This is a genomic window from Vibrio sp., assembly GCF_038138445.1.
Lineage (GTDB): Bacteria > Pseudomonadota > Gammaproteobacteria > Enterobacterales > Vibrionaceae > Vibrio.
In genome coordinates this window covers 1-21,648 of sequence record NZ_JAYQDQ010000054.1, presented here as the reverse complement: position 1 = coordinate 21,648, position 21,648 = coordinate 1, and the positions used below count along the sequence as shown (strand labels likewise).

General features: G+C 43.1%; 23 protein-coding genes and 1 pseudogene. 8 read left to right on the top strand and 16 right to left on the bottom strand.

Annotated elements, in window-relative coordinates; genetic code table 11:
• Positions 1-2: 2 nt before the first annotated feature.
• The 6 genes from AAFM34_RS13970 to puuE all read right to left on the bottom strand — a co-directional run bounded on the left by AAFM34_RS13970 (position 3) and on the right by puuE (position 4,966).
• Positions 3-503 (bottom strand): hypothetical protein, encoded by a 501-nt coding sequence (locus AAFM34_RS13970; protein WP_341663827.1) that lies wholly within the window; start codon positions 501-503, stop codon positions 3-5.
• 170 nt (positions 504-673) lie between these two features.
• On the bottom strand, positions 674-1,903 hold the full coding sequence (locus AAFM34_RS13965) for a urate hydroxylase PuuD (RefSeq protein WP_341663825.1): 1,230 nt from the start codon (positions 1,901-1,903) through the stop codon (positions 674-676).
• A 13-nt stretch (positions 1,904-1,916) separates the two neighbouring features.
• Positions 1,917-2,465, bottom strand: a complete 549-nt coding sequence (locus AAFM34_RS13960) for an ureidoglycolate lyase (protein ID WP_341663823.1) — start codon at positions 2,463-2,465, stop codon at positions 1,917-1,919.
• Between the two features lie 13 nt (positions 2,466-2,478).
• A complete protein-coding gene (gene alc, locus AAFM34_RS13955; RefSeq protein WP_341663837.1) occupies positions 2,479-3,462 on the bottom strand; it encodes an allantoicase in 984 nt (327 codons plus the stop codon).
• A 66-nt stretch (positions 3,463-3,528) separates the two neighbouring features.
• Positions 3,529-4,044 carry a 2-oxo-4-hydroxy-4-carboxy-5-ureidoimidazoline decarboxylase gene (uraD, locus tag AAFM34_RS13950; RefSeq protein ID WP_341663821.1) on the bottom strand — a complete coding sequence of 172 codons (516 nt, stop codon included), beginning with the start codon at positions 4,042-4,044 and terminating at the stop codon, positions 3,529-3,531.
• Between the two features lies 1 nt (position 4,045).
• Positions 4,046-4,966 carry an allantoinase PuuE gene (gene puuE, locus AAFM34_RS13945; RefSeq protein ID WP_341663819.1) on the bottom strand — a complete coding sequence of 307 codons (921 nt, stop codon included), beginning with the start codon at positions 4,964-4,966 and terminating at the stop codon, positions 4,046-4,048.
• Positions 4,967-5,234: 268 nt separating this feature from the next.
• Here puuE and AAFM34_RS13940 point away from each other — a divergent pair, with 268 nt between their 5' ends.
• The 4 genes from AAFM34_RS13940 to AAFM34_RS13925 all read left to right on the top strand — a co-directional run bounded on the left by AAFM34_RS13940 (position 5,235) and on the right by AAFM34_RS13925 (position 10,540).
• Positions 5,235-6,071 carry an N-acetylmuramoyl-L-alanine amidase-like domain-containing protein gene (locus AAFM34_RS13940; protein ID WP_341663817.1) on the top strand — a complete coding sequence of 279 codons (837 nt, stop codon included), beginning with the start codon at positions 5,235-5,237 and terminating at the stop codon, positions 6,069-6,071.
• A gap of 88 nt (positions 6,072-6,159) precedes the next feature.
• Positions 6,160-7,329: an HD domain-containing phosphohydrolase gene (locus AAFM34_RS13935; RefSeq protein WP_341663812.1), complete on the top strand. Its 1,170-nt coding sequence runs from the start codon at positions 6,160-6,162 to the stop codon at positions 7,327-7,329.
• A 63-nt stretch (positions 7,330-7,392) separates the two neighbouring features.
• Entirely contained in the window at positions 7,393-9,438 is a 2,046-nt protein-coding gene (locus tag AAFM34_RS13930) for an MHYT domain-containing protein (RefSeq protein WP_341663810.1), read from the top strand.
• Positions 9,419-10,540 (top strand): HDOD domain-containing protein, encoded by a 1,122-nt coding sequence (locus AAFM34_RS13925; RefSeq protein ID WP_341663808.1) that lies wholly within the window; start codon positions 9,419-9,421, stop codon positions 10,538-10,540. The genes AAFM34_RS13930 and AAFM34_RS13925 overlap by 20 nt, the downstream gene beginning before the upstream one ends.
• Positions 10,541-10,661: 121 nt before the next feature.
• On the opposite strand, the gene AAFM34_RS13920 is transcribed toward AAFM34_RS13925, so the two are convergent.
• The 5 genes from AAFM34_RS13920 to AAFM34_RS13900 all read right to left on the bottom strand — a co-directional run bounded on the left by AAFM34_RS13920 (position 10,662) and on the right by AAFM34_RS13900 (position 14,273).
• A complete protein-coding gene (locus AAFM34_RS13920; RefSeq protein ID WP_341663806.1) occupies positions 10,662-10,862 on the bottom strand; it encodes a hypothetical protein in 201 nt (66 codons plus the stop codon).
• Positions 10,863-10,869: 7 nt separating this feature from the next.
• Positions 10,870-11,016 carry a hypothetical protein gene (locus tag AAFM34_RS13915; RefSeq protein WP_172971877.1) on the bottom strand — a complete coding sequence of 49 codons (147 nt, stop codon included), beginning with the start codon at positions 11,014-11,016 and terminating at the stop codon, positions 10,870-10,872.
• 370 nt (positions 11,017-11,386) lie between these two features.
• Positions 11,387-11,599, bottom strand: a complete 213-nt coding sequence (locus AAFM34_RS13910; RefSeq protein ID WP_114784217.1) for a cold-shock protein — start codon at positions 11,597-11,599, stop codon at positions 11,387-11,389.
• Positions 11,600-11,920: 321 nt separating this feature from the next.
• A complete protein-coding gene (locus AAFM34_RS13905; protein ID WP_341663803.1) occupies positions 11,921-12,946 on the bottom strand; it encodes a hypothetical protein in 1,026 nt (341 codons plus the stop codon).
• Between the two features lie 382 nt (positions 12,947-13,328).
• Positions 13,329-14,273, bottom strand: a complete 945-nt coding sequence (locus AAFM34_RS13900; RefSeq protein ID WP_341663800.1) for a LysR family transcriptional regulator — start codon at positions 14,271-14,273, stop codon at positions 13,329-13,331.
• A 60-nt stretch (positions 14,274-14,333) separates the two neighbouring features.
• Here AAFM34_RS13900 and AAFM34_RS13895 point away from each other — a divergent pair, with 60 nt between their 5' ends.
• Positions 14,334-15,317, top strand: a complete 984-nt coding sequence (locus tag AAFM34_RS13895; RefSeq protein WP_341663798.1) for an aldo/keto reductase — start codon at positions 14,334-14,336, stop codon at positions 15,315-15,317.
• Between the two features lie 493 nt (positions 15,318-15,810).
• Entirely contained in the window at positions 15,811-17,274 is a 1,464-nt protein-coding gene (locus AAFM34_RS13890; protein WP_341663795.1) for a deoxyribodipyrimidine photo-lyase, read from the top strand.
• Between the two features lies 1 nt (position 17,275).
• Here the strand turns inward: AAFM34_RS13890 and AAFM34_RS13885 are convergent, their stop codons facing one another.
• Positions 17,276-17,962: a flavin reductase gene (locus tag AAFM34_RS13885; protein WP_341663793.1), complete on the bottom strand. Its 687-nt coding sequence runs from the start codon at positions 17,960-17,962 to the stop codon at positions 17,276-17,278.
• A 12-nt stretch (positions 17,963-17,974) separates the two neighbouring features.
• Entirely contained in the window at positions 17,975-18,382 is a 408-nt protein-coding gene (locus AAFM34_RS13880) for a DCC1-like thiol-disulfide oxidoreductase family protein (RefSeq protein ID WP_341663791.1), read from the bottom strand.
• A gap of 166 nt (positions 18,383-18,548) precedes the next feature.
• On the opposite strand from AAFM34_RS13880, the gene uraH reads away from it, so the two are divergent.
• Positions 18,549-18,890 (top strand): hydroxyisourate hydrolase, encoded by a 342-nt coding sequence (gene uraH / locus AAFM34_RS13875; RefSeq protein WP_341663789.1) that lies wholly within the window; start codon positions 18,549-18,551, stop codon positions 18,888-18,890.
• A gap of 173 nt (positions 18,891-19,063) precedes the next feature.
• Positions 19,064-19,915: an alpha/beta hydrolase gene (locus AAFM34_RS13870; protein WP_341663787.1), complete on the top strand. Its 852-nt coding sequence runs from the start codon at positions 19,064-19,066 to the stop codon at positions 19,913-19,915.
• 17 nt (positions 19,916-19,932) lie between these two features.
• Here the strand turns inward: AAFM34_RS13870 and AAFM34_RS13865 are convergent, their stop codons facing one another.
• The 3 genes and pseudogenes from AAFM34_RS13865 to AAFM34_RS13855 all read right to left on the bottom strand — a co-directional run bounded on the left by AAFM34_RS13865 (position 19,933) and on the right by AAFM34_RS13855 (position 21,569).
• Complete coding sequence (locus AAFM34_RS13865) at positions 19,933-20,727, bottom strand: MBL fold metallo-hydrolase (protein WP_341663785.1); 795 nt, start codon at positions 20,725-20,727, stop codon at positions 19,933-19,935.
• A 105-nt stretch (positions 20,728-20,832) separates the two neighbouring features.
• Positions 20,833-21,293, bottom strand: a pseudogene (locus AAFM34_RS13860) (GNAT family N-acetyltransferase).
• A 66-nt stretch (positions 21,294-21,359) separates the two neighbouring features.
• Positions 21,360-21,569: a GNAT family N-acetyltransferase gene (locus AAFM34_RS13855; RefSeq protein ID WP_341663783.1), complete on the bottom strand. Its 210-nt coding sequence runs from the start codon at positions 21,567-21,569 to the stop codon at positions 21,360-21,362.
• Positions 21,570-21,648 lie beyond the last annotated feature (79 nt).

The window sequence follows — 21,648 nt, the reverse complement described above, 5'->3', positions numbered from 1 at the left end:
AGCTACTCAACAATCAAGTCTCTCACCTGCCACACTGACAGTCCATAGTACAAATCCCTATCAAGCTCTGGGTTCTGAGCAAATGGGAAAACAATGAAAAACGGCCCTTTACCATCAATGGTCATCTTAATTCCATCTTCGTGTGTTGCCAGTAAGACATCGTATTTCTTGATGTCTACAATGGGAATACTTACGACATAATCATCCCAAGCGATTACTTTAAGTGACGTGCCTGTGGCGCCAACGTAATCAAGTAGTGCGGTTAATTTAGGCCCCTTATACTCAAGTGCTTCTGGTACAACGTGGTTGTGAGTGGTAATCGATCCATGTTCTAATCGTTTGATCATTTTAGCGTCAAATTCAACACCGTCAGGAGAGTTAGACTCGGTGATCTTTCCAGAGACCCAAAGTATTGGCTCCCCCTCTGGACGTGGCAATGCATGGACGAAATTAACAAATAAAAAACCAACACTTAAAATACTGATAAATACAGCGCTGCGCATACAAAGCCTCAAAAGTGATGTTATCGTCATTGATATCATTTATAGGTGTTCTCGTTTAGTATAGACAAAGATTACCCACTACTCTCGAATCTCTTATTTCAACTTACTGATGTAAAATACAAAACCTGAATGCACCGCTCGCAGTTCTATCTACAACTAAAAACTAGTTTCTATTGGCTAATAGAAGCCCCTTGAGCGGCCCACTGCCCTAATAAAGCACGTTCTTTGTCTGTCATTTGGGTTAGATTCCCCGGTGGCATCACCTTGTTTTGCACCGACTGACTAATAATAGATGGAAGGTTACGTTGGATATCTTGCGGAGTATCAAACACCACGCCAGCAGGTGCAGCTGCAAATGACTGATGTGTCGGAGCCTTTGAATGACAAACTGCGCAGCGCAGCTGAATGACATTATTCACTTCTTCAAAGCTGACAAGCACCTTTTTCACATCATTCACACTCACTGCGTCCACACCATTACTTTCCTGCTTGGGGTAGCCGTTATTTTTATATGAAGAAGAAACAAAGGCTAATACCATGATTCCCAACGCTGCAGCAGGGATAGCCCAAACAAATTTCTGACTGCGGTGACGAGTATTAAAGTAATGGCGCAGCATAATACCCACAACAGATAAACCCGCCAAAATAACCCAGTTTAAGTCAGCACCATAAGTACTAGGAAAGTGATTACTGATCATGATAAATAGAACAGGAAGCGTCATGTAGTTGTTGTGCCTAGAACGAAGTAACGCTTTGGCAGGCAATGCTGGGTCAGGTGGGCGCTGCTCTTGTATCGCCTTAACCAAATCACGCTGAGCAGGCATGATAACCCTAAAGACGTTGCCAACCATAATGGTGCCTATCATTGCGCCAATGTGAATATAGGCTCCACGCCCGCTAAACACCTGAACCATGCCATAACTGGTGGCAACAAAGAAAGCAAACAGGACCAATGCCAATATTATCGGAGTACGCTTAAGTGCAGAGTTACACACTGCATCATAGACAAACCATCCCACAACAAGAGATAGTATACCGACCGCCACCGAGCTGGAGGCCGAAAGCTTCGAGTCAGTGGCCATAAGATAGAGCTCTGCATTAAAATAGTAGATAACACACATGAGCAGCATGCCTGTTATCCAAGTAAAATACGCCTCCCACTTAAACCAATGTAATCGATCCGGCATTTTTTCGGGTGCGAGCTGATATTTTTCAAGGTGGTAAATTCCGCCACCGTGGATAGCCAACAAATCACCCGCTAACCCTTGCTTTGGGTTAATTCGATTTAAGTTATTTTCCAACCAAACAAAATAGAAAGAGGCACCAATCCAAGCAATACCCACCACCATATGCGCCCAACGAATTGCTAGATTCAACCACTCTGTGACATGAGGATCCATAGTGAGCTCCTATTTAACGCCAGCTTAATCCTAATAAAGTGGAAGCAGGGATCGACTCTTTGCGCAACTCAAACTTAGTGCCATCACATGCTTTAGTCTCATAGTTATCTCCAACGCCATCGCGATCGATAACTAGGAGTTGGTCCCTTTCCACCAGGGCGATTAAAGGGTAGTGCCAAACACCTTTAAAATAATTCACGCCTTGATGGCCATTGGTGACAAATGCCCTAACTTTAGAAGACTTAGGGGCATCACCTTGAGGGGCAACAACGATTAAAAACGGATTTCCCAACAGTGGAATAAAGGCCTGTGACCCAAGCGGATGACGCTCCAATGAATCAATGATTACCGGAAAGTTCGGGATACGTGCTTTGAAGATACTGATAATAGCCTCCCCACCTTGGTCCTGCACATCCGCTATCGCAAGCTTATGGTAACGATGTGCAAGGCCACTATTTATCGTCGTGTAATGGTGATTATCGGTCTCAATCACTTCACCAAAGGGAGCAAACTCTTGAGGTGTGAGCATCTCAACCGTTAGCCGTCTTGTTTTAATCACCATCGCCTTCTCACCTTTACGCCTTAGTGCCAAACAAGCGTAAGCGGCTGATGCCTCCGTCCGGAAAAATATTTAATCGTACGTGAGTCACGGGCCCTAACCCCACTACCTCTGCGGTAAATTCATGAATATCATCGGCGTTGAGCTTTTGAGGTGGTAATAACTCAGACCAAAGCGCGCTTTGGCTTATTAACGCCTCGCTTGTCTCATCTTCAACATAAGCAGCTTGAATCGAGCAATAGTCGGGAAAGTTCCCCTTAAAGTGCCCTGTATCCACCACCACACACTCTATATTTCCGGCGTGTCCCAACTCGACCAGCACCCAATCGTTACCCGGCGTTCTTCTGCGAGCCGTTTCCCAACCATCTCCCATATTTTCCCCTCGCCCAACGCCCAAAATATTGGATTTATTGCCGTAATGTTGATCGCTGCATGCTAATGCGCGGCCACCATTTTCAACTGCGGCAAGATCAACCCTTTGTCTGTGATCCAAGCCTTGCCAATCAACACTGGGGCGGCCATAAACTCGTAAACGAGCCACACCACCGTCGGGATAAATGTTGAGACGTAAGTGAGTATATACTTCGTCGCTATCGATTTTCTCTATGTGGTGACTATTACCATATAACGTCATTTTAGGTAGGATTTCTTGCCAATGAGTTAGCGCACACGGATCGCCATCAGGCCAATAGCAGGCGTCAATTGATGCTGCAGGCGGAAAGTTTCCGGTAAAAAAAGAGGTATCGATATCAACTCCTGCAACATTACCTATCAAGCCAAGACGTACGATGCAAAAGTCATGTCCTTCTTCACGTTTACGGCGACTTTCCCAGCCATCCATCCACTTTCCATTTTCATCGTAAACGCCTTCTCGCCATTTGGGGTCAGCCCTCTGTATCAAACGACTTTTATCCGCAAAGAAGTCATCCGTGGCATAAATCACCTGAGCACCAAGCTTCTCATCAGCAAGGTTAATGTAATGTTCAACGTCTAATGACATGGCGGTACCCTCACCTATCAATTGGCACATAAGCGCCCTCTATGTAAAAGCTTTAAAGTGACGCATTTACATCTCTCGTAACCGAAATAGCGCTATTTTATTCACTTCTTCAACTGCTAGAGCAAATTCAAACTCAGGTTCATTATCAATTCTGGTTTTAAAGCCATCGATAATTTGTGCTTTATTCGCCCCCCTTACAGCCATAATGAAGGGAAAATTAAAGCGGCTTTTGTATCTATCATTTAACTCAGTAAATAACTTAAACTCCTCCAAAGTACATTGGCTAAGTCCAGCCCCTGCTTGCTCTTTGTGAGAAGAATGACTCAACTGCTTTTCTATTGCAGCCCGTCCTGCTAAATCTGGATGGGCACAAATAACACCAAGCCGCTTGTTTCTATCAGCTTGAATTAGTACTTGGGCCATGCGTTGGTGTAAGAACTCAATGTCATCGTCTTTTTCGCTTAGCCCTTGTCGGTAAGAAGATTCCGCAATCCAAGGGCTGTGCTCATACACCTCACCAAACTGATCAACAAATTCAGTCAAGGACATGCTTGAAGGCGTGCATGAACTAAACTGGGTCATCTTAGTTCTCTCTCACGCAATATGGATGGTGCTGATGCCAATGCCGAGCAATATCAATCCGCCGACATACCCATACTTTTTCATGGGCTTGGACATAGTCTAAAAAGCGTTTTAGCGCTGCAATTCGTCCAGGGCGCCCAATCAAACGACAGTGCAAACCAACGGACATCATTTTAGGCGCTGCTGCTCCTTCCTCATACAAAACATCAAAGCTGTCTTTTAAATATTGAAAAAATTGCTCACCACTATTAAAGCCTTGTGAGGTGGCAAAACGCATATCGTTCACATCCAAGGTATAGGGAATCACCAATTGGGGCCGCTTTGCTTGTGTGTGCCAATAGGGTAAGTCGTCATCATACGCATCAGAGTCGTATAAAAACCCACCATCTTCTGCAACCAAGCGGCGAGTATTGGGGCTGGTCCTGCCAGTATACCAACCCAGCGGACGAGTGCCCGTAACTTGTTCGATAATACGTATCGCTCTGGCCATATGCTCACGTTCGAGCGCTTCTTCCATATGCTGGTAGTCAATCCAGCGATAGCCATGACTACATAGTTCATGCCCTGCTTTTACCATTGCTCTGGCCACATCCGGGTGACGCTTTATCGCCATGGCAACCGCAAAAACTGTCAAAGGAAATGAATATTGCTCAAACAAACGTAAAACACGCCATACACCAGCGCGACTGCCATATTCATAGATAGACTCCATACTCATATGCCGAGCCCCTTGAATGGGCATAGCAGCGGGAATTTCAGATAGAAAGGATTCGGATTCATCATCGCCATGCAAGAGGCAACGCTCACCTCCTTCTTCATAATTGAGCACAAATGACAGTGCAATACGTGCACCACCCGGCCACTTAGGATGAGGCGGATTAGCGCCATAGCCAATCAAGTCTCTATCGTAGGCCTCATCCATACCAGCTCCTTGGCATTAAGTTATCAAAACACTCAGTAACTCTATAAATTTAGCCTATACAAAAAAATATGAGATAGAAGAGCACCTTGTGACTTTGTAGTAGCAAGCGATCGACTTCTCTTAAAATAATTCCGTTATTGTCTCAAATTCAAAACAGACTAATGACAGTATTAACATTAAAATACCAAGTCTTTATGGATAAATAGCGAGACTGAAGCGAGCGCTTATTTATCCCCTAAACACCTAAAATTCGAAGTAGGTCATTGTTATGAAGCAGTTAACAACCCTATTGGTACTTTGCGTTAGCACACTCTCTCATAACCCAGCATCTGCTTGGAATACAGAGTCATCTACCAGTGATGCAAACAATACTCAAACAAGACTGTTTTCTGATTATGCTTTGTTCTATAACCGAGCTCAGGACCGATTAGAGGCAATCCTCAATGCTGAACAGCTTTCAACTTCAGACAAAATTCGTCAGCTTTCTTCTGTATTTATCGATGTTCCCTACGCTGCTAATCGGATGATTGGTGATCAAAATACCGATGAACAGTTAGTGATCAAACTAGGTGAGCTCGATTGCTTTACTTACCTTGATTACGTAGAAGCCTTACGAAAGTCCGAGCAGCTAGATGACTTTAAAGACAATCTGATCCAAACCCGATATATTAACGATGAAGTGGACTTTAAAGCCCGACGCCACTTTTTCTCAGACTGGGTTAGTGAAGAAGCCTATAACGCAATTGATATCACTGCTAAATTATCTGACTTTTCAAACACAGTGACCAAAAATCTCAACCAAAAAGAAAATGGGGACCTGTTTCTGGTTGGCTTACCCATAAAAAGGCGCGAGATCACCTACATACCCAGTGACAAGGTGGATGAAGACGTCATAAAAAATATGCGAGATGGCGATTATGTTGGTACCTACTCCAATATCGAAGGGCTTGATGTAACTCATACTGGCATTTTTATTCAAACCGATAACGGCCCTGTCTATCGTAACGCGTCGTCCAAACGGGCCAACAATCGCGTTGTAGATACCCCTTTCCTAAAGTATGTCAAAACCATACCCGGTATTGTGGTCTATCGAGCGGTAGATTAATCACCTAACACAGAATTTTTGCGCACTAGTCACTTTGAGCTCGATGAATGTGGTCTAAACTAAACCAATATGCATCAGGTGGCTTAAAATGAATAGAACAGTGCTGTTGGTTGACGACGAAGTCAATATTTTGAACTCGTTCAAGCGCAACCTCCGAAACCATATCGATATCGAACTAGCAAGCAGTGGCAAAGAGGCGTTGCAACTTATCAGCAATAAACAATACGCCGTTATTGTCTCTGATATGAAAATGCCCGAAATGAGTGGGCTAGAGCTTTTGATGGCCGTAAAAGAAACCTCCCCTGAAACCGTTCGCTTGATGTTTACCGGTAATTCAGATCAAAAAACCGCTGCAGATGCGGTTAACCATGCAGATGTCTTTAAGTTCATCAATAAACCCTGCTCATCGGAAGACTTACTCATTTATATTAACGCGGGGCTTAGGCAATACGATTTGCTTATCGCGGAGCGAGTACTGCTAAACAAAACTCTGAAAGGGGTAATTAATGTATTGAGTGAAGTCATGTCTATCGCTGTCCCCGATATTACTGACAATACTCATCGAGTACAGTTTCATATGCTTAACCTTGCCAAAGCAATCAAGCTAAAAAAACACTGGAGCTTCGAGCCAATCATAAAACTATCTCAGTTAGGTTACATTCTCTTTCCAGAAACGACACTCAAAAATATAAACAATGGCAAGCTAGTTTCAGAACAAGACAAACAATTGTTCGAGCAGCATCCTTCACTAGCATACGACCTATTAAAACAAATACCTAGAATGGACTCTATTGCCAAAACACTACTTTACCAACAAAAGTGCTTTAATGGTGAGGGTATACCAAACGATGACGTCAAAGGAAAAGACATTCCCCTAGGCGCAAGAATGCTAAAGATAGTATGTGACTTCTGCTCCCTTGAAAAAAGCGGGTTTACCAACTCAGAAGCACTCCTTGCCCTAGACGAACAAGCTGATTTTTACGACCCTGAATTACTAAAAGCCTTCAAAACATCGCTGGTTGAAACTAACAAACTCATGTCTGTGGATGTTCGCAGCCTCAACCCCAGCATGGTTATTGAACAAGAGATCACAACCGAGCGCGGTCAACTGGTCGCTAAAAAAGGCCAACGTGTCACCCATACCTTGATGAAAATCATTCATCACTGTATCGAAAATAAAGCCATATCTGGCGAAGTTCGAGTCGCAATGTTAGAAACCGAAAAAATAGAGAAAACACAAAATACAAACCGTATTTAGTGGCCGTTTAATAATATCACGACCGCGTTAGTTCTTACTTAATCACAAGGCAAAGAGAGTAACATGATGACCGAGTTTTGGCGCTTTCAGTCGATCAACCCCGCTTACTATACCGAGATTAGTGCTCAATTTAACGTGTATTTAGTCTTGTTATCTATTTTTGTCTCGAGCCTAGCAGCGTATACCAGCTTAATTATACTAAAACGCATCTGGTATTCAGGCTCTTTTAAAGTGGCCACTCTGTGGAAATTTTTTGGCGCAGTGGTGTATGGGCTAGGCGTTTGGGCAATGCATTTTACTGGTATGCTGGCTTACATGATCCCCATGCCAATGGAGTACAGCTTCCCGATTACACTCGCTTCTCTCCTTCCCCCTATTGTGGGTGCTCTAATCGCATTTCACATTCTACAATCAAGAACGTTCTCGCTACCAAATATGCTGTTGAGCGCACTAAGTTTAGCGCTCGGCATTGGCTCCATGCACTTTCTAGGTATGGAAGCAATGCAAACCAATGCCGTAATGGTATACGATTTTACTCTATTTATTACTTCTCTGATCGTTGCGTTTGGTTGCGCCTTAGTCGCAATATTACTCATAAAAACCCAGCACCATACCGAGAGTAAGTCTTCCTACAAAGGTTTTCTAAATCGCAGCATGACATCAATGGTGATGGGCATCGCTGTTGCGGGTATGCATTACACCGCTATGTTAGCGGTTAAGTTTTACGTTCAAAACCCCAATATCGAGCACTCCGCACACAATATGGGAGACTCACATTTCATTGCCTTGGCTGTGACTATGTTTATCGTGCTTATTTTTGTCGCAACGATTTTTACTTCTATGATAGATAGCCGACTGCAATCGGCAGAGTCTTCAGTGCAAGCAAGCATCAAAAGAGAAAGACAAATTATAAATAGCTTAGCCGACGGCCTTATCATCATAAATGGTGAAAATAGAGTCGAGAGCATCAATAAAATAGGCATAAAAATGTTTGGCTATGAAGGCATTGATATCAAAGGCGTGCCCATTGAGAGCCTGATGCCTTCTTTTGACAAACAATCGGTCGAAGAAACGGCGGCATTGGAGCATAGACTAAGGAGTGGGCTTGTCTTTAAAGGGCGAAGAAAAGACCATAGGCTGTTTCCAATCGAAGTCAGTTTATCTGAACTAGACGGCGTCAATGAAGAGACTAAGTACTTCAGCTGTATTGTCAGAGACATCACTGACAGATTGGAACAAGAGAAAGCTATTAGGCAATCCCAGAAACTCGAATCCATGGGGCAACTCGCGGCGGGTATCGCTCATGAGATAAATACGCCCACACAGTATGTGGCAGATAATACCAACTTTTTGAAAAGCTCCTTTGAAGCCGTCTTAGATATCGTCAACGAACTCAAACAAAGCCATCAATCGCAATCAACACCACAACCAAGCGTGCCAGATTTTTCAGACGTTTTACAAAAACACGATTTTGACTTTATCGCTGAAGAAATACCACTTGCTATCGACCAGTCTTTAGAAGGGCTCGACAGAATCAGTAAAATTGTTCGCGCGATGAAATCATTCACACATTCTGGCCACGGCGAAGTGCAGCAAGTCGATATAACCGAAGCCATTGAATCAACAATTACAATCGCGAGAAGCGAATGGCGCTATGTCGCCAATGTAGAAACTGACTTTAGTCCATCCACTCCTAAAATTCCGTGTCGAAGAGATGAATTCAACCAAGTTATTCTCAATTTTATCATCAATGCTGCACATGCCATTGAAGAGAAATTTAAAGGACAAGATGGACAATTAGGGACAATAAAAGTCAGTGTCTTTCCTGAAAGAACGTATCTTGTTATTGAAATAGCCGACAACGGCACAGGCATTCCCGAAGATATTGTCGATAAAATTTTTGACCCATTTTTCACAACCAAAGATGTGGGGAAAGGCACTGGGCAAGGGTTGAATCTCGCATACTCATGTATTGTTGAGCGCCATAAAGGCATTATTCATACCCAAACCAAGGTTGGAGAAGGAACAAGGTTTACGATTAAGTTGCCAATTTCGGCGCCAAAAGCTCAAATAAAGAAGGAGCATCGTGATGAAGATCCTGTTAGTTGACGATGAAGAGATGATCCTTCGAGGTCTAAAAAGGGCGTTATTTGCCAATAAATGGTCGATATTTTTAGCAACCAGTGGGCAAGAAGCGCTGAAAATACTCGAAAGCCAAGACATAGACATAATTATCTCAGATATCCTCATGCCTCAAATGAATGGAGTTCAGCTACTTGAGAAAGTGAGTAAGAAGTATCCAAGTGTGATTCGCGCGTCGCTTTCAGGGTACTCTGATGGTGACCTCACCATAAGAGGAGGTTTTTTTTCCCACCTTGCATTTACCAAGCCTTGCGATCCCAAGACACTAGAAAGAGAAATCAACCGAATCTCTATGCTACTCGACGTATTTCCAGATAATATCATCCAACATGCCGTTAGCGGTATTAACTCTCTGCCAACCTATCCGGCTAACTTTTATCAAATGAAACGAATCCTCGAATGCGATCAACCATCCCTTGACGATTTAGCCGACACCCTGAAACATGACCCAGCATTAAGCGCAAAATTAATACAAATATCCAACAATGCAATGTTTCACTGTGGTAAGGACACTGTTTGCCTCAGAGAGGCAGTATCGAGACTTGGTATACAAGCCATATCAAATATTTTAGATATGATGGAAAATCATTCTATTTCCAATAACTCTCCAAGTGCACAGCTGCAAGAACTTCAAGCCAACAGTTCTAAAGTCGCTTCGCTGGCTGCAAAAATGGTCCCAGATGATGAAAAAGACTTCACTTATCTTGCTGGCCTTTTACATAGAGTTGGAGAATATGTGCGACTCAAGATCACGCCTGATTTGATGCGCTCTTTGCTCGATCCAAAAACAAAGGGCAGAGACAAATCCCATATTGAAACTCACCTCTTTAAAACCGACTCTTATCAACTTGCTTTTTATCTCCTGAGCTATTGGGGGTTTTCCCAAACCATGATCGATACCATTTCATTGCAAAACACACCTCAGAGGCTTTTTGATCTCCCATTTGGCGCTGCATGCGCAATCTATTTTGCTCGTAGCATCATTAATGACCAGCCCATTGATCACCGGTTAGTTACACATTTAGGTTTAGAAACAAAATTAGAAGCTTGGTTACAAGAAGCAATTTAAAGATGTTTGTTTGGAAGTTTTCCATTCGGAGGGTTAAGTTCCAAGTACCACTGAGTTTCTTGAAGGGAGGCCCCTATCTAGTCAGAGACCTATGTTGTTTATTTTAAGAGTGATTAACGTTTTATTTGGCATTGATAAATTTTTCAGCATTAGCAAATAACCTATCACAAACCTTTTTTTGTTTGGCATATTCTGGAGTTCCTTCACTCATTGTATCCAGAAGGTCTTTCGCCTTGTTATATTCCGCCACCATAGTGGAAAATCGTTCTTCGAAGTTATTTTTTCGTATTCTTGTATTTGATTTTTTCATAGGTTTTCGCATATTTACCTCACAGATCCCACAACTTTTTCTGTTCACGTTCCAGTAGGATGTCTTCGATTTTTTTTCTTATTTTATGGATACTTTCTTTGCGATCATCGTTGATGTTATCTTCAACATTGATGGTTTTTAATTTACGACCCGTTGGTTTTTTCAAAGTCTAACCTCCTTTGCACGATGAAATAGTAAAATTTCCCAAGGCCATACCCTGTGAATTTTTGATTTCACCCGTATTTTCGGACTCACAAAATGAAAAATTCAGATTAAAGAAGTTCGCATTTGCTTTGGGGAGAATATGACGTTGCAACACGTCGCTATTGAGCTGATTTATGGTCGATGACCATGATTCTTTATTGTGATAAAGATAATATCTGATTTGGTACAATTAATTTCTTCTCTTTTGGTACTTTTTGCTCACGCAGAACATAATACCAATATACTTTTCTTCGATTCATTCTACTCCTTATTCAACATACAAAGGGAGATCTCGCCATCACTAGGAAAAGAGCAAGATCTCGCTTAGGCTCTTAGAGAACAGTAACGTCAGCAGCTTGTGGGCCTTTGCCGCCCTGCTCTACATTGAAAGACACTTTTTGGCCTTCTGCAAGCGTTTTAAAGCCATCAGTGGCAATTGATCTAAAGTGAACAAATAGGTCGGCACCGCCGTTGTCTGGAGTGATAAATCCAAAACCTTTAGTTTCATTAAACCATTTTACTGAGCCAGTTGTTTTATTTGACATGAATATCTCGATAGATTGTTTAAATAAATAAGCGAGCTACTAAATAAGGAATGAAGAAAAAGGTATCGCAGAAAAGAGATGACGAATCAAATCGGAAGACAACTGAGAAAGTCTTGAACTAAATAAACTATTAATAGCTCACCATATGAGCTGTTGAACACTATACACTATAACGAAGCAATAGATATCTTTTTCTTTAAAAAGTTTTCATTGCGTAATCAGTCACTATGTCACCAAATGATTTATTTATAGGGCTAGTTGATAAGGTGCTGGTAGGAAAAAGCCTTCACTGCCTGTATGTAAGGCAGTGAAGGCATAGACTTAAATGTCTTTAAGGCACTTACTGATACCTTCTTTAATCTCTCCCTCCAAATGACCGAGGAAGTGGCCGATTTTTTCCTTCTCTAGCTCTTTAATAAGATCGAAATTAGGTTTAAAAGGAGTGCCATCAAAGTATTTAGCTTCGCTTCCATCACCATCTGGAGAGCAATGATCCACATCGATAGATTCACGCCACCTTTGGGCATGGGTTCTCCATTCTTCAGTATTAACGAGCTCAGGCGGAGTAAACCAGACATTCCAAGTCAGCACATTACCCATTTGCAGCATATTACCTGAGCCTAAATTAAACACATCCATAATAAGCTTGTTAAACTCATCAACCACTGGGTAACCCGTCCTTAAGGGCGCTCCGATTTCTACACCCAAATGCCCGACACCCCACGCCTGTGGATGCTTAGCAAAATCAGGAATATCAAAATCGCTACTTTCGCCTTTAAGAAGTGGGAATATCGGCTGATCCGCTTGCCCCACTTTGTGGGTATAAACAACAATCGCGCTCGATTTTCTAAAAGGAAAAGGTTGTTTACTCTTTTCAAAGTGAGACCATAGCAGCTTAACAATGGGGTTTTGCAATGCACTCGGGCTAAACCAAATTTTGCCAACCACACTCATATCAGCTGCCAGCTCACGATCGGTTTCATTCACCCAGCCTCGCTGACCCGTCACTGTGACTTCAATATTCATGGTCCCTAGTGAGGGAGAGTAGACCCCTTGCTGAGGACAGATAATCGAATACACTCTCCCTTTATCTGTGTATCCAAGTCTTGAAATGTCGGGGGCAAACATCTGAAAGCAGCGTTTTGGGTTTTCGCTGCCTTTTTCCGTTTCCCAACTGAACTCTGGCCATTTCACCGCTTGCTGACGCTGAAGCAAGTCAATATTCGCCATATTGTCTAGCATTGGCAATGAGGTTAGGTTTGGATTAGGGTACGCAAATTCAGGGTTTGACTGTTCAAAGCCTCCCTGCCAACCAGGTACAACACCAATATCTTTTTGAATGCCCATAAGCACTATCTTCCTTTTCAGTTAATTCAGCTCTAGCTTCAACAACCAAGAAAAACTTTGACTTCATCAAATAAAGATTCAGTAACCTGAGCTGCGGATAAAATTTGGACTCAAGCCTCAATCGTGATCAGAAGGCTTGATAAGCACGGCCCATATTAAGGGCCTTGGAATAGTTAACTTAGAAGCTGTCTGGACTGGTGTCGATGCACGCCGATTGCTTTTTACCCAAAACAACTCGCACTTCACTTAATTAGGACTTGAGGAGCGTGTGAATTATCAGTGATATCACTACTGTACTAGCATAGAAGAAACTAAATCAAACTCAGCCTATTAAAATGCATTGCCATATACTCGAAATACGTTTTTTGGGCCAACCCTCACCTCACTGCGCACCACCAGCACTTTCACCAGTTAATTCTTGATTCTTGGCCTGAATAAGCTCGGTTAAAAAGTCAGTCACGGCTCTTATTCTTGTGGAGTGAATAAGGTCGGAATGCACTGCTGACCAAATAGGTTGGTCGCAGCCAACGTCTTTTTGTACGCAGACTAAGCCTTTTTTCTGGCCAATAAAGTGAGGAAGAATAGCCATGCCTATTCCAGCTTGAGCCGCGCTGACTTGCGCAGACATATTGGTTGTCGTCAGTCGGCAAGGTTTGCCACGCAACGTTCTAGCAAGCCACTGCGCCGCCGGAAGCTGCTGATTGTCTTCAGACCAACCAATAAAGTCATCTTGATCAAATAGACCAGAGCTTTCACGCCTTGGCTTACTCTGCAAATAGCGCTCTGAGGCATAAAGGCCAAACCCAAGATGGCCAATACGGCGAATACTAATATTGCCATTATCTGGCCGAACCATTCTTATCGCGAGATCGGCGTCGCGTTTATGCAAATTCACCACAGAGACACTGGTGACTATTTCAAGGGTTAAATTAGGGTGAGCGTCAATAAAATCAGGCAATGCCGGAATAATAAGCTCGTCGGCAAGTCCCTGCGCCGTTGCCAGCCTAACATGCCCGCTAACCCTGGTATCTTTGCCTTTCGCTGCCGCACTGAAGGCAAATCCCGCCTGCTCTAACATTTCTGCCTGCGAGATCAGATCAGCGCCATCATCGGTTAAACGATAGCCAAGTTGAGAGCGAGTAAATAGCCTCACCTGCAAGGCATTTTCCAGCCTTTCCAATCGGCGGGAAGTGGTGGCAATGCCAGTACCGAGCAGCTTTGACGCTCCGCTCAATGTGCCTGTTCGGGCGATAGCCAAAAACACTCTTGCGTCATCCCAATGTAACTGATTTCCGATATTGGAAATCTGATTGCCACTTTTAAGCATATTCATCTCCATTTTTGGAAATCATACTAGAAAGACTTTCACCAACAAAGCAGGATAGAAATGAAAACACGTAAGTTAGGCAAAGAGTTAGAAGTATCCGCCATAGGTTTAGGCTGCATGGGCATGAGTGAGTTTTACGGGCCTCGCAATGACAAAGAATCGATGCAAGTCCTACGCAAAGCCGTGGAATTAGGCTGCACCTTACTTGATACTGCAGATACTTATGGTAACCATCACAACGAAGAGCTGATTGGACAGTTTCTCAAACAAACGTCAGCGCCCGTTAAGGTTGCGACCAAATGCGGAATTGTTAGACGTCCGGGCGAGTACCAAAGAAGCATAGATAATAGCCCAAGCTATATTCGAACCTCATGTGAGCACTCACTTCGGCGTCTTGGCATTGAATGTATCGACTTGTATTACATTCACCGTCTTGATCCAAACGCCTGCATAGAAACAACCATGCAAACTCTCTCTGAGCTTGTAAAAGAAGGCAAGATCGCAAATATAGGCTTATCGGAAGTCAGTGCTACCACGTTAAAAAAAGCGCACGCAGTGCATCCTGTAAGCGCGGTGCAAACTGAATATTCTTTGTGGACTCGGGATGTCGAAAAAGACGTTCTGCCAACATGTAAAGAATTAGGTATTGGCTTTGTGCCTTATTCACCACTCGGACGCGGCTTTTTAACTGGACGCTTTGATAAAGAGGCCAACTTTGATAAAAACGATGCTCGCCAAGGTCTGCCCAGATTCTCTGCCGATAACCTAGAAGCAAATCGTCCTTTATCGTTTGCTGTCGAGCAAATCGCGCGTCGTCAGTCCTGCTCGCCTGCTCAAGTGGCATTGGCATGGCTTCTCGCGCAAGGCGACCATATTGTTCCCATTCCAGGCACCAAAAAGCTCCATCACCTTGTCGATAACTTCGGCGCGGCATCAATAAACTTACCGGCTGAAGAGTTGGTCTATTTGGAAACCATACTTAAGGAATTTGAACCCGCAGGTGAGCGTTACACCGCCGAGGGAATGAAAGGGGTGAATGCGTAACTCCAAAGATATTGCAGCGCAATTGTTAAAAAACATGAGCCATCTCTTAATGAAATGGCTCAAACCACAAAGCTATTGCCTTTAGGGCTAAACAGCCATCTTAGCCAATGCCAGTCTAAAAACAGGTCACTGGATTAAAGTAACACTTCCTATAAAAACCACCGTCATCATTGTCAGCCAGCGCACTGGGAGAAGAAAAGGCTAATAGTGCTAGTCCTGTTAACCCTAATAATCTGATTTTTGTCATATCAAAACCTTAAAATTTAATAAAAAATCAACACAAATGAAATAATTCGGGCGGATTTTATACATGGGTGATATGAAATCAAGCATATTTAGTCAGTTCTCGAACTAACCTCTAGATCCTACCTTCCTCTTACCGCATCGCGAGGTTTCTAAATACCAGACCAGAGACAAAGAATATTTTAGATAAGACGATCCTCACCTCTGTTTGTATGTAAAACTTTTGTAACTAACTGCATTGGAAGTAAAAATGGAGCGAATCAATTTAGTTTGGCTCAAAAGAGATCTTCGTCTAACCGACCACCAGCCGCTTAATCGAGCATTAAGCAGTGGAACAAAGACACTGATACTCTACATTTTTGAACCTGAGCTTTTGGAGGATAAGCATTACTCTGAAAGGCATTGGCGTTTCGTCTGGCAGTCACTTCAAGATATCAATCAAACACTGAATACACATGGCCATCGCATTACCATTATGCAAGGAGAAGCTCTGGCGTGTTTTGAATCTATCGCGATGGATTACCGTATTGATCACGTATTTTCTCATCAAGAAATTGGTCTTAAAAAAACGTTCGAACGTGATATCAAGCTGGCTAACTGGTTTAAGTCACACCAAATTAAATGGGTTGAGAGTCAGCAAGGAGCTGTGGTTCGCGGTGCCAAAAACAGAGAAAAATGGGATGCCAAGTGGAATAGCACCATGAGAGCCCCAATCGAGCCTATATCTATCACCGCGAGCTCCCCTATTTTGAATTACCAGTGTAAAGATAAGTTTATTTTTACACTGCCTAGTTCATGGCAAAGGGAGGCCGAACCCTTTCAGCATGGTGGAAGCCGATATGCTCATCAAGTACTGAGCAGCTTTTTTAATCACCGCGGCAAAGATTACTTTAAAAAACTCTCCAGCCCCTTGAGTGCGCAGCACGCCTGCTCTCGCCTATCACCCTACCTTGCATGGGGCAATGTATCTTTACGAGAGGTGTATCAGGCACTGCTTGCACATTGGAACAACCCAGGTTGGCGCCGTAGTCTCAGCGCACTCAGCTCTCGGCTACATTGGCACTGCCACTTTATACAAAAGTTTGAGTCAGAGAGTGAAATGGAACACAGGTGTATTAACCATGCGTATGAAGCATTGATAGAGCAAAGCCCAAACGATAAGCGTTTACTTGAAGCGTGGAAAAGCGGGAATACTGGGTTACCCATGGTCGATGCGTGCATGCGCAGCGTCACTCAAACAGGCTACCTCAACTTTCGCATGCGCTCCATGTTAGTGAGTGTGTTAACCCACCATTTCTATTGTGATTGGCGCTTGGGTGTCGCTCATTTAGCTCAGCAGTTTCTCGACTTCGAACCCGGTATTCATTACGCACAGTTTCAGATGCAAGCTGGGGTGACTGGCATCAATACCATACGAATATACAACCCTACCAAACAGGCCCAAGAGCAGGATCCCACTGGGGAATTTATTCGCCAATGGATCCCAGAATTACAGCATGTACCAACACCTTTGTTGTTTGAGCCATGGAAATTAGCACCACTTGAAGCCACCATGTATCAGTTACCTGCAGATAGCCCTTACCTCAATCCTGTCATTGATTTAAAAGCAGAAGCACAAAACGCTAGGCAACGCCTTTGGTCATGGCGAAGTAGACATGATGTTAAAGCCGAAGGCAAACGTATTCTGGCTAGACATGTTAGAGTCGACCGTTAAATCAGCGGTCAAAATCGCTCAAGCCAAATGCATCCCAAGACGAAGGATCACCTTCTTTGGTCAATGGATGCAGCTTTTGATCTGGCTTGGCGTAGCTCAAACGCCCTATTCTCTGGGTAATATGATAGCTATCTAAACCTGATATGGTGACCAGATCGAGCGCTTCTATATCAACATAACCATCTGGCATTACCGCGCTATCTGACACGAGAACATGTTGTATCTCACCAATCACCATCTCTGTTCCATTAACCGCCAGCGTTTGATGCTCAACCAGCTTCATCGCCAATTTCAGCGGGCTTTCCATAACAAATGGCGCATCAAAGTCATTAATGTAATAGGGATTAAGGTTTGCTTTTTCAAATTCAGATTCAAGCTTACTGTATCGCGCTGATGTTTGATGAGCCGCTGCGAGAAACTCGTGTGTCACCGCGTTGATGGTATAACACTCAGTGGCCAAAATATTTTCTAATGTATGACGCTCAACGCTACTTGGCCTGATAATGAGCCCCATCAAAGGAGGGGTCGCGCCAAGGTGAAACGCAGAGCTAACAATAGCGAGGTTCTCATTGCCATCACTATCGCGTGTACCAATTAAATTCGCACTTTTAAAGCCAGATAAGCTATTAATAAAACGAGCTCGATTCCTAGGTTCCATCATGGCAATGCTATGTGCATCGTAGTTCATTAAGTACTTCCTTTACTGTTTGTTCCCATGGGTAGGATTAATGACGCATTGACTATCACAGCGTGATGTACCAGTAAACAGATACGAAATGCGGTAACGATTGTTAGCGAAATACAAATAAAGCCTATCGGCAACTGGTTTGATAAAGCGCCACCTTAAAGGAGCATACATCCAGCCTCGGCCCAGAATATCCCATGCTCGATACGCAGCATCTAAACCAAGCCAAAGCCGCCCACCATCATCTACCGCATGGAGTATTTTATTGGCAGCCACAGGGTCAATGTCTGGGTATTTGCTAAAAGCCTCACTATAAATATCGATAGTCGTAATATCGCCATGGCTATCTTTAGCTCGAATAGCACGCATTTCTTTAGCGCAAAGCGGGCAGGTCCCGTCGTAAAATAGTGTTAATTTGCTCATGATTCTATTTTTCCTATTGTCCGACTATCTTTACGCAGACGAAAATATCTCGATCAGTATACGGCCCCACAAATGGCAAAGTGGCAACTCTTTTTCTAACACTAACCTAAGTCCACCTATACTGTAAATACAAGCAAAATAAGCCTGATAGTGAAGACAACCTCCAATGACAAAGCTTACCACACATGTACTCGATACTATGAAAGGCCTACCTGCAGCGGGTATTAGGATCGAGATATATCGCCAAGACAGCCAATGCTGGACAAAGATTGATACTGTGGTAACCAACCAAGATGGCCGAACGGACAACGCCTTGCTGCAAGGATGTGAATACAAGGCTGGTAAATATCAGCTTATTTTTTATGTTGGGGCGTATTTTGCGCAAAGCGAAGATCCGAGTTTTCTCGACGATATCGTTATTCGATTTGGGCTAAGTGATCCAACATCACATATGCACGTACCTCTGCTAGTCTCTCCCTATGGTTTTTCTTCTTATCGAGGAAGCTAGATTAGCTTTTGTTTGTTAATTGTTAAATTCATTTTGCTAACACAGTGATCTATTAGGTACTCTTCTCACTAACTTATGATTAATAGCAGAACTGTTTGATGAAACGAATCCACTGACGCACGTCACTTTAAGTCGACTATCAATCTTTTTTACCATTGTGTTAAGGAGCAAACATGCAAAACAAGCAGGTTCATTTTGTCGATCGTGACGGCTTTAGATTAAAAAGCATCGAACAGGGGCAAGGTCTAAATTTACTCGTCATTGGCAGCGCAGACTATTACCAGCGTACTATACCAGAGATAATTTACGACCATTTTCGCTGCATTTTCATTGATCACAGAGGGTTCGCCGAATGTAATCGGGATGTTACCCATGATGATGCATCACTTGAGAAGATATCATCAGATACCGAAGCAATTTTGCAAAATCTAGGTATCGAAACAAGCTGGGTGCTGGGTCATTCCGGTCACGCCTATATGGCATTGGATTTTTGTCATCGTTACCCTAACAAAGTGCTGGGCTGTGCCATCATCGGGGCTGCGCCTAGCCTTTCTGAAGAGATGCAGACACTGCAAATGGAACATTGGCAAAACAATGCAAGCTCCAACCGCAAATCTGTTTTCGAGAAGAACTTCCCGCAACTCGAGCAAGATATCAAGAAAGAGCCAAAGCGTAAATTTGCTCATCTATGCTACAGGCTAGGTGCAATGCGATGGTTTGATGCCAGCTATGATGAACGACCTCTGTGGCATGAGGTCAAAATGCAAACTCAGATCCTCGACATCTTGTGGGGCGAAGTATTTTCCAGCGTTGAGATAGGCCAATACGCCCAATCCTTACAAATTCCCATTTTGATTTTGGGAGGAGAGCAAGACTATAGCATTGCACCAATATCATCATGGTCAAAGATTGAGCCAAGTTTTAAGAATGCCCAGATTAAAACGATTGCACATTGCGGGCATACGCCCATGCTAGAGCAACCAGAGGCGTTTACCCATTCAATGATCGAATTCGTCTCTAGATAAACACCCAATAGCCACATCTAGTGGTGTGGCTTACCTGCGGTCAGATTGTATTCCAGTGCGGGAGAGAGAAGTTTTGGCTTGGACAGCTGATGATCTCGGCTTTCTCTAAGAGTGATAAAATCTTGTTGTGTCGTGTGCTCACTCATCATAGTATTTTCGTGTTTTTCTTCGCCGATTGTTGTCTTGTAAACTAGCTCGCTTTCTTTATTAGGGTAGTTATGACAAAGATACACAGCAGTCGAATCTTTTAGTTCATAGAGTTTGGAAAGGGATTCATACATTTGCTCTGCACTGCCTCCAGGAAAATCAGCACGCCCCGTGCCGTGGTGAAACAGTGAATCACCTACAAAAATAGCATCGCCGATCTTAAATGTCAGATCAGATGCAGTATGCCCCGGAGTTTCAATCACTTCCAAATGTGAATGTCCAAAGTCTAAGTGCTCATCTTCCATCAGAAAATGCTCGAAGTGATAGAGCTCGGATAAACAAAGCTCGTCTTTCCAACTTGCATAAACCTCTTTGACATGATCGGAAATATAGATGGGGGCTCTAAAGACTTTACTGAGATGAAAACAACCAGACAAATGATCAGCATGGATGTGCGTTTCTAAAATCGCCGTTACGTGAAGGTGGTGTCGTTCTACGTATTCAACGATACTTTGTGCAGACTCAAAGCTGATTTTACCATGATCCTCATCATAGTCAGCCACAGGGTCGATAATAATTGATTCATTGGTATCAGAATCGGCCACAACATAGCTGATGCTGCCTGAATCTGAATGAAAAAAATGCTGGATAACCTGACTGGTCATTAGTGCCTCCTTCGTGTTCAATTTTCGAACAAAACAACTATTAGTTTAGTCAATAAGGCGTTCTCATAATCGAGACAGGTTGTGATATTGTATTTTTGCTATCAACTATTGTGGCAACAAAAGTTTAAATCCCTCGTGGGTTGCCTTAAAGCCCATCTTTTCATAAAACCTTAGCGCATTAGGTCTTAATTTATCACTAGTCAGTGGACCACACTGCAACCTTTTAGTTTTGCCTGTTCAATAGCGTGTTCAAACATTTTCTCTCCAAGGCCCTGACCGCGAAATGCTTTATCAATCCTGACCCCCTCAATCAAACAACGCCAACTCCCTATATGCGTCAAATAAGGTATATAAGTCATCTGCATCATACCTATCAGAGCCCCTTCATTTTCAACTACGAGAAGCTGATTATTTGGATCTGCGGAAATTGCATTAAATGCTGATGTGTAGGACTCATTGAGAGGCATACTTGCATCTTCTCTTTGACTGCCTAGTTCATCATCAGCAAGAAGGGATATTAAAATGACTAAATCATCTAAGTTAGCACTGCGATAAGTAAGATTCATTGGAGCTTCCTTGTAAATATCCAGAGAAAAATACAAATTGATGGTCTGACTTATAATGTGTGGAATTTAATGATCGTCTCCAGCATAAATCCACATGGGCTCAGTTTTCCCGGCTCGTTCAAAACCAAGAGCCTTGTAAAACTCAACCGCTTCAATATCTGAGGTTAACATTTGCTGGTGAAAACCCTGATACTTAGTTTGCATAACTTGCATTATCTTTCGCCCAATACCTAGGCCCTGATATTTCGGATGAACAAGTAAATGTGGAAAATACACGACAAGAGAACCATCGGATATTGCGTTCTGAGGAATCCCCTGATAATTTAGATAAAAATCATCAAGTTAAGGTAGATGC

What these genes read in the sequence shown, in the direction of transcription:
- AAFM34_RS13935 (WP_341663812.1), top strand. Translation starts at nt 6,160, where the DNA reads ATGAATAGAACAGTGCTGTTGGTTGACGACGAAGTCAATATTTTGAAC.
- uraD (WP_341663821.1), bottom strand. Translation starts at nt 4,044, where the DNA reads ATGACCCAGTTTAGTTCATGCACGCCTTCAAGCATGTCCTTGACTGAA.
- AAFM34_RS13865 (WP_341663785.1), bottom strand. Translation starts at nt 20,727, where the DNA reads ATGACCAGTCAGGTTATCCAGCATTTTTTTCATTCAGATTCAGGCAGC.
- AAFM34_RS13910 (WP_114784217.1), bottom strand. Translation starts at nt 11,599, where the DNA reads ATGTCAAATAAAACAACTGGCTCAGTAAAATGGTTTAATGAAACTAAA.
- AAFM34_RS13895 (WP_341663798.1), top strand. Translation starts at nt 14,334, where the DNA reads ATGAAAACACGTAAGTTAGGCAAAGAGTTAGAAGTATCCGCCATAGGT.
- AAFM34_RS13890 (WP_341663795.1), top strand. Translation starts at nt 15,811, where the DNA reads ATGGAGCGAATCAATTTAGTTTGGCTCAAAAGAGATCTTCGTCTAACC.
- AAFM34_RS13940 (WP_341663817.1), top strand. Translation starts at nt 5,235, where the DNA reads ATGAAGCAGTTAACAACCCTATTGGTACTTTGCGTTAGCACACTCTCT.
- AAFM34_RS13905 (WP_341663803.1), bottom strand. Translation starts at nt 12,946, where the DNA reads ATGGGCATTCAAAAAGATATTGGTGTTGTACCTGGTTGGCAGGGAGGC.
- AAFM34_RS13870 (WP_341663787.1), top strand. Translation starts at nt 19,064, where the DNA reads ATGCAAAACAAGCAGGTTCATTTTGTCGATCGTGACGGCTTTAGATTA.
- uraH (WP_341663789.1), top strand. Translation starts at nt 18,549, where the DNA reads ATGACAAAGCTTACCACACATGTACTCGATACTATGAAAGGCCTACCT.
- AAFM34_RS13880 (WP_341663791.1), bottom strand. Translation starts at nt 18,382, where the DNA reads ATGAGCAAATTAACACTATTTTACGACGGGACCTGCCCGCTTTGCGCT.
- AAFM34_RS13930 (WP_341663810.1), top strand. Translation starts at nt 7,393, where the DNA reads ATGATGACCGAGTTTTGGCGCTTTCAGTCGATCAACCCCGCTTACTAT.
- AAFM34_RS13925 (WP_341663808.1), top strand. Translation starts at nt 9,419, where the DNA reads ATGAAGATCCTGTTAGTTGACGATGAAGAGATGATCCTTCGAGGTCTA.
- AAFM34_RS13960 (WP_341663823.1), bottom strand. Translation starts at nt 2,465, where the DNA reads ATGGTGATTAAAACAAGACGGCTAACGGTTGAGATGCTCACACCTCAA.
- AAFM34_RS13885 (WP_341663793.1), bottom strand. Translation starts at nt 17,962, where the DNA reads ATGAACTACGATGCACATAGCATTGCCATGATGGAACCTAGGAATCGA.
- AAFM34_RS13920 (WP_341663806.1), bottom strand. Translation starts at nt 10,862, where the DNA reads ATGCGAAAACCTATGAAAAAATCAAATACAAGAATACGAAAAAATAAC.
- AAFM34_RS13900 (WP_341663800.1), bottom strand. Translation starts at nt 14,273, where the DNA reads ATGCTTAAAAGTGGCAATCAGATTTCCAATATCGGAAATCAGTTACAT.
- alc (WP_341663837.1), bottom strand. Translation starts at nt 3,462, where the DNA reads ATGTCATTAGACGTTGAACATTACATTAACCTTGCTGATGAGAAGCTT.
- AAFM34_RS13965 (WP_341663825.1), bottom strand. Translation starts at nt 1,903, where the DNA reads ATGGATCCTCATGTCACAGAGTGGTTGAATCTAGCAATTCGTTGGGCG.
- puuE (WP_341663819.1), bottom strand. Translation starts at nt 4,966, where the DNA reads ATGGATGAGGCCTACGATAGAGACTTGATTGGCTATGGCGCTAATCCG.
- AAFM34_RS13970 (WP_341663827.1), bottom strand. Translation starts at nt 503, where the DNA reads ATGCGCAGCGCTGTATTTATCAGTATTTTAAGTGTTGGTTTTTTATTT.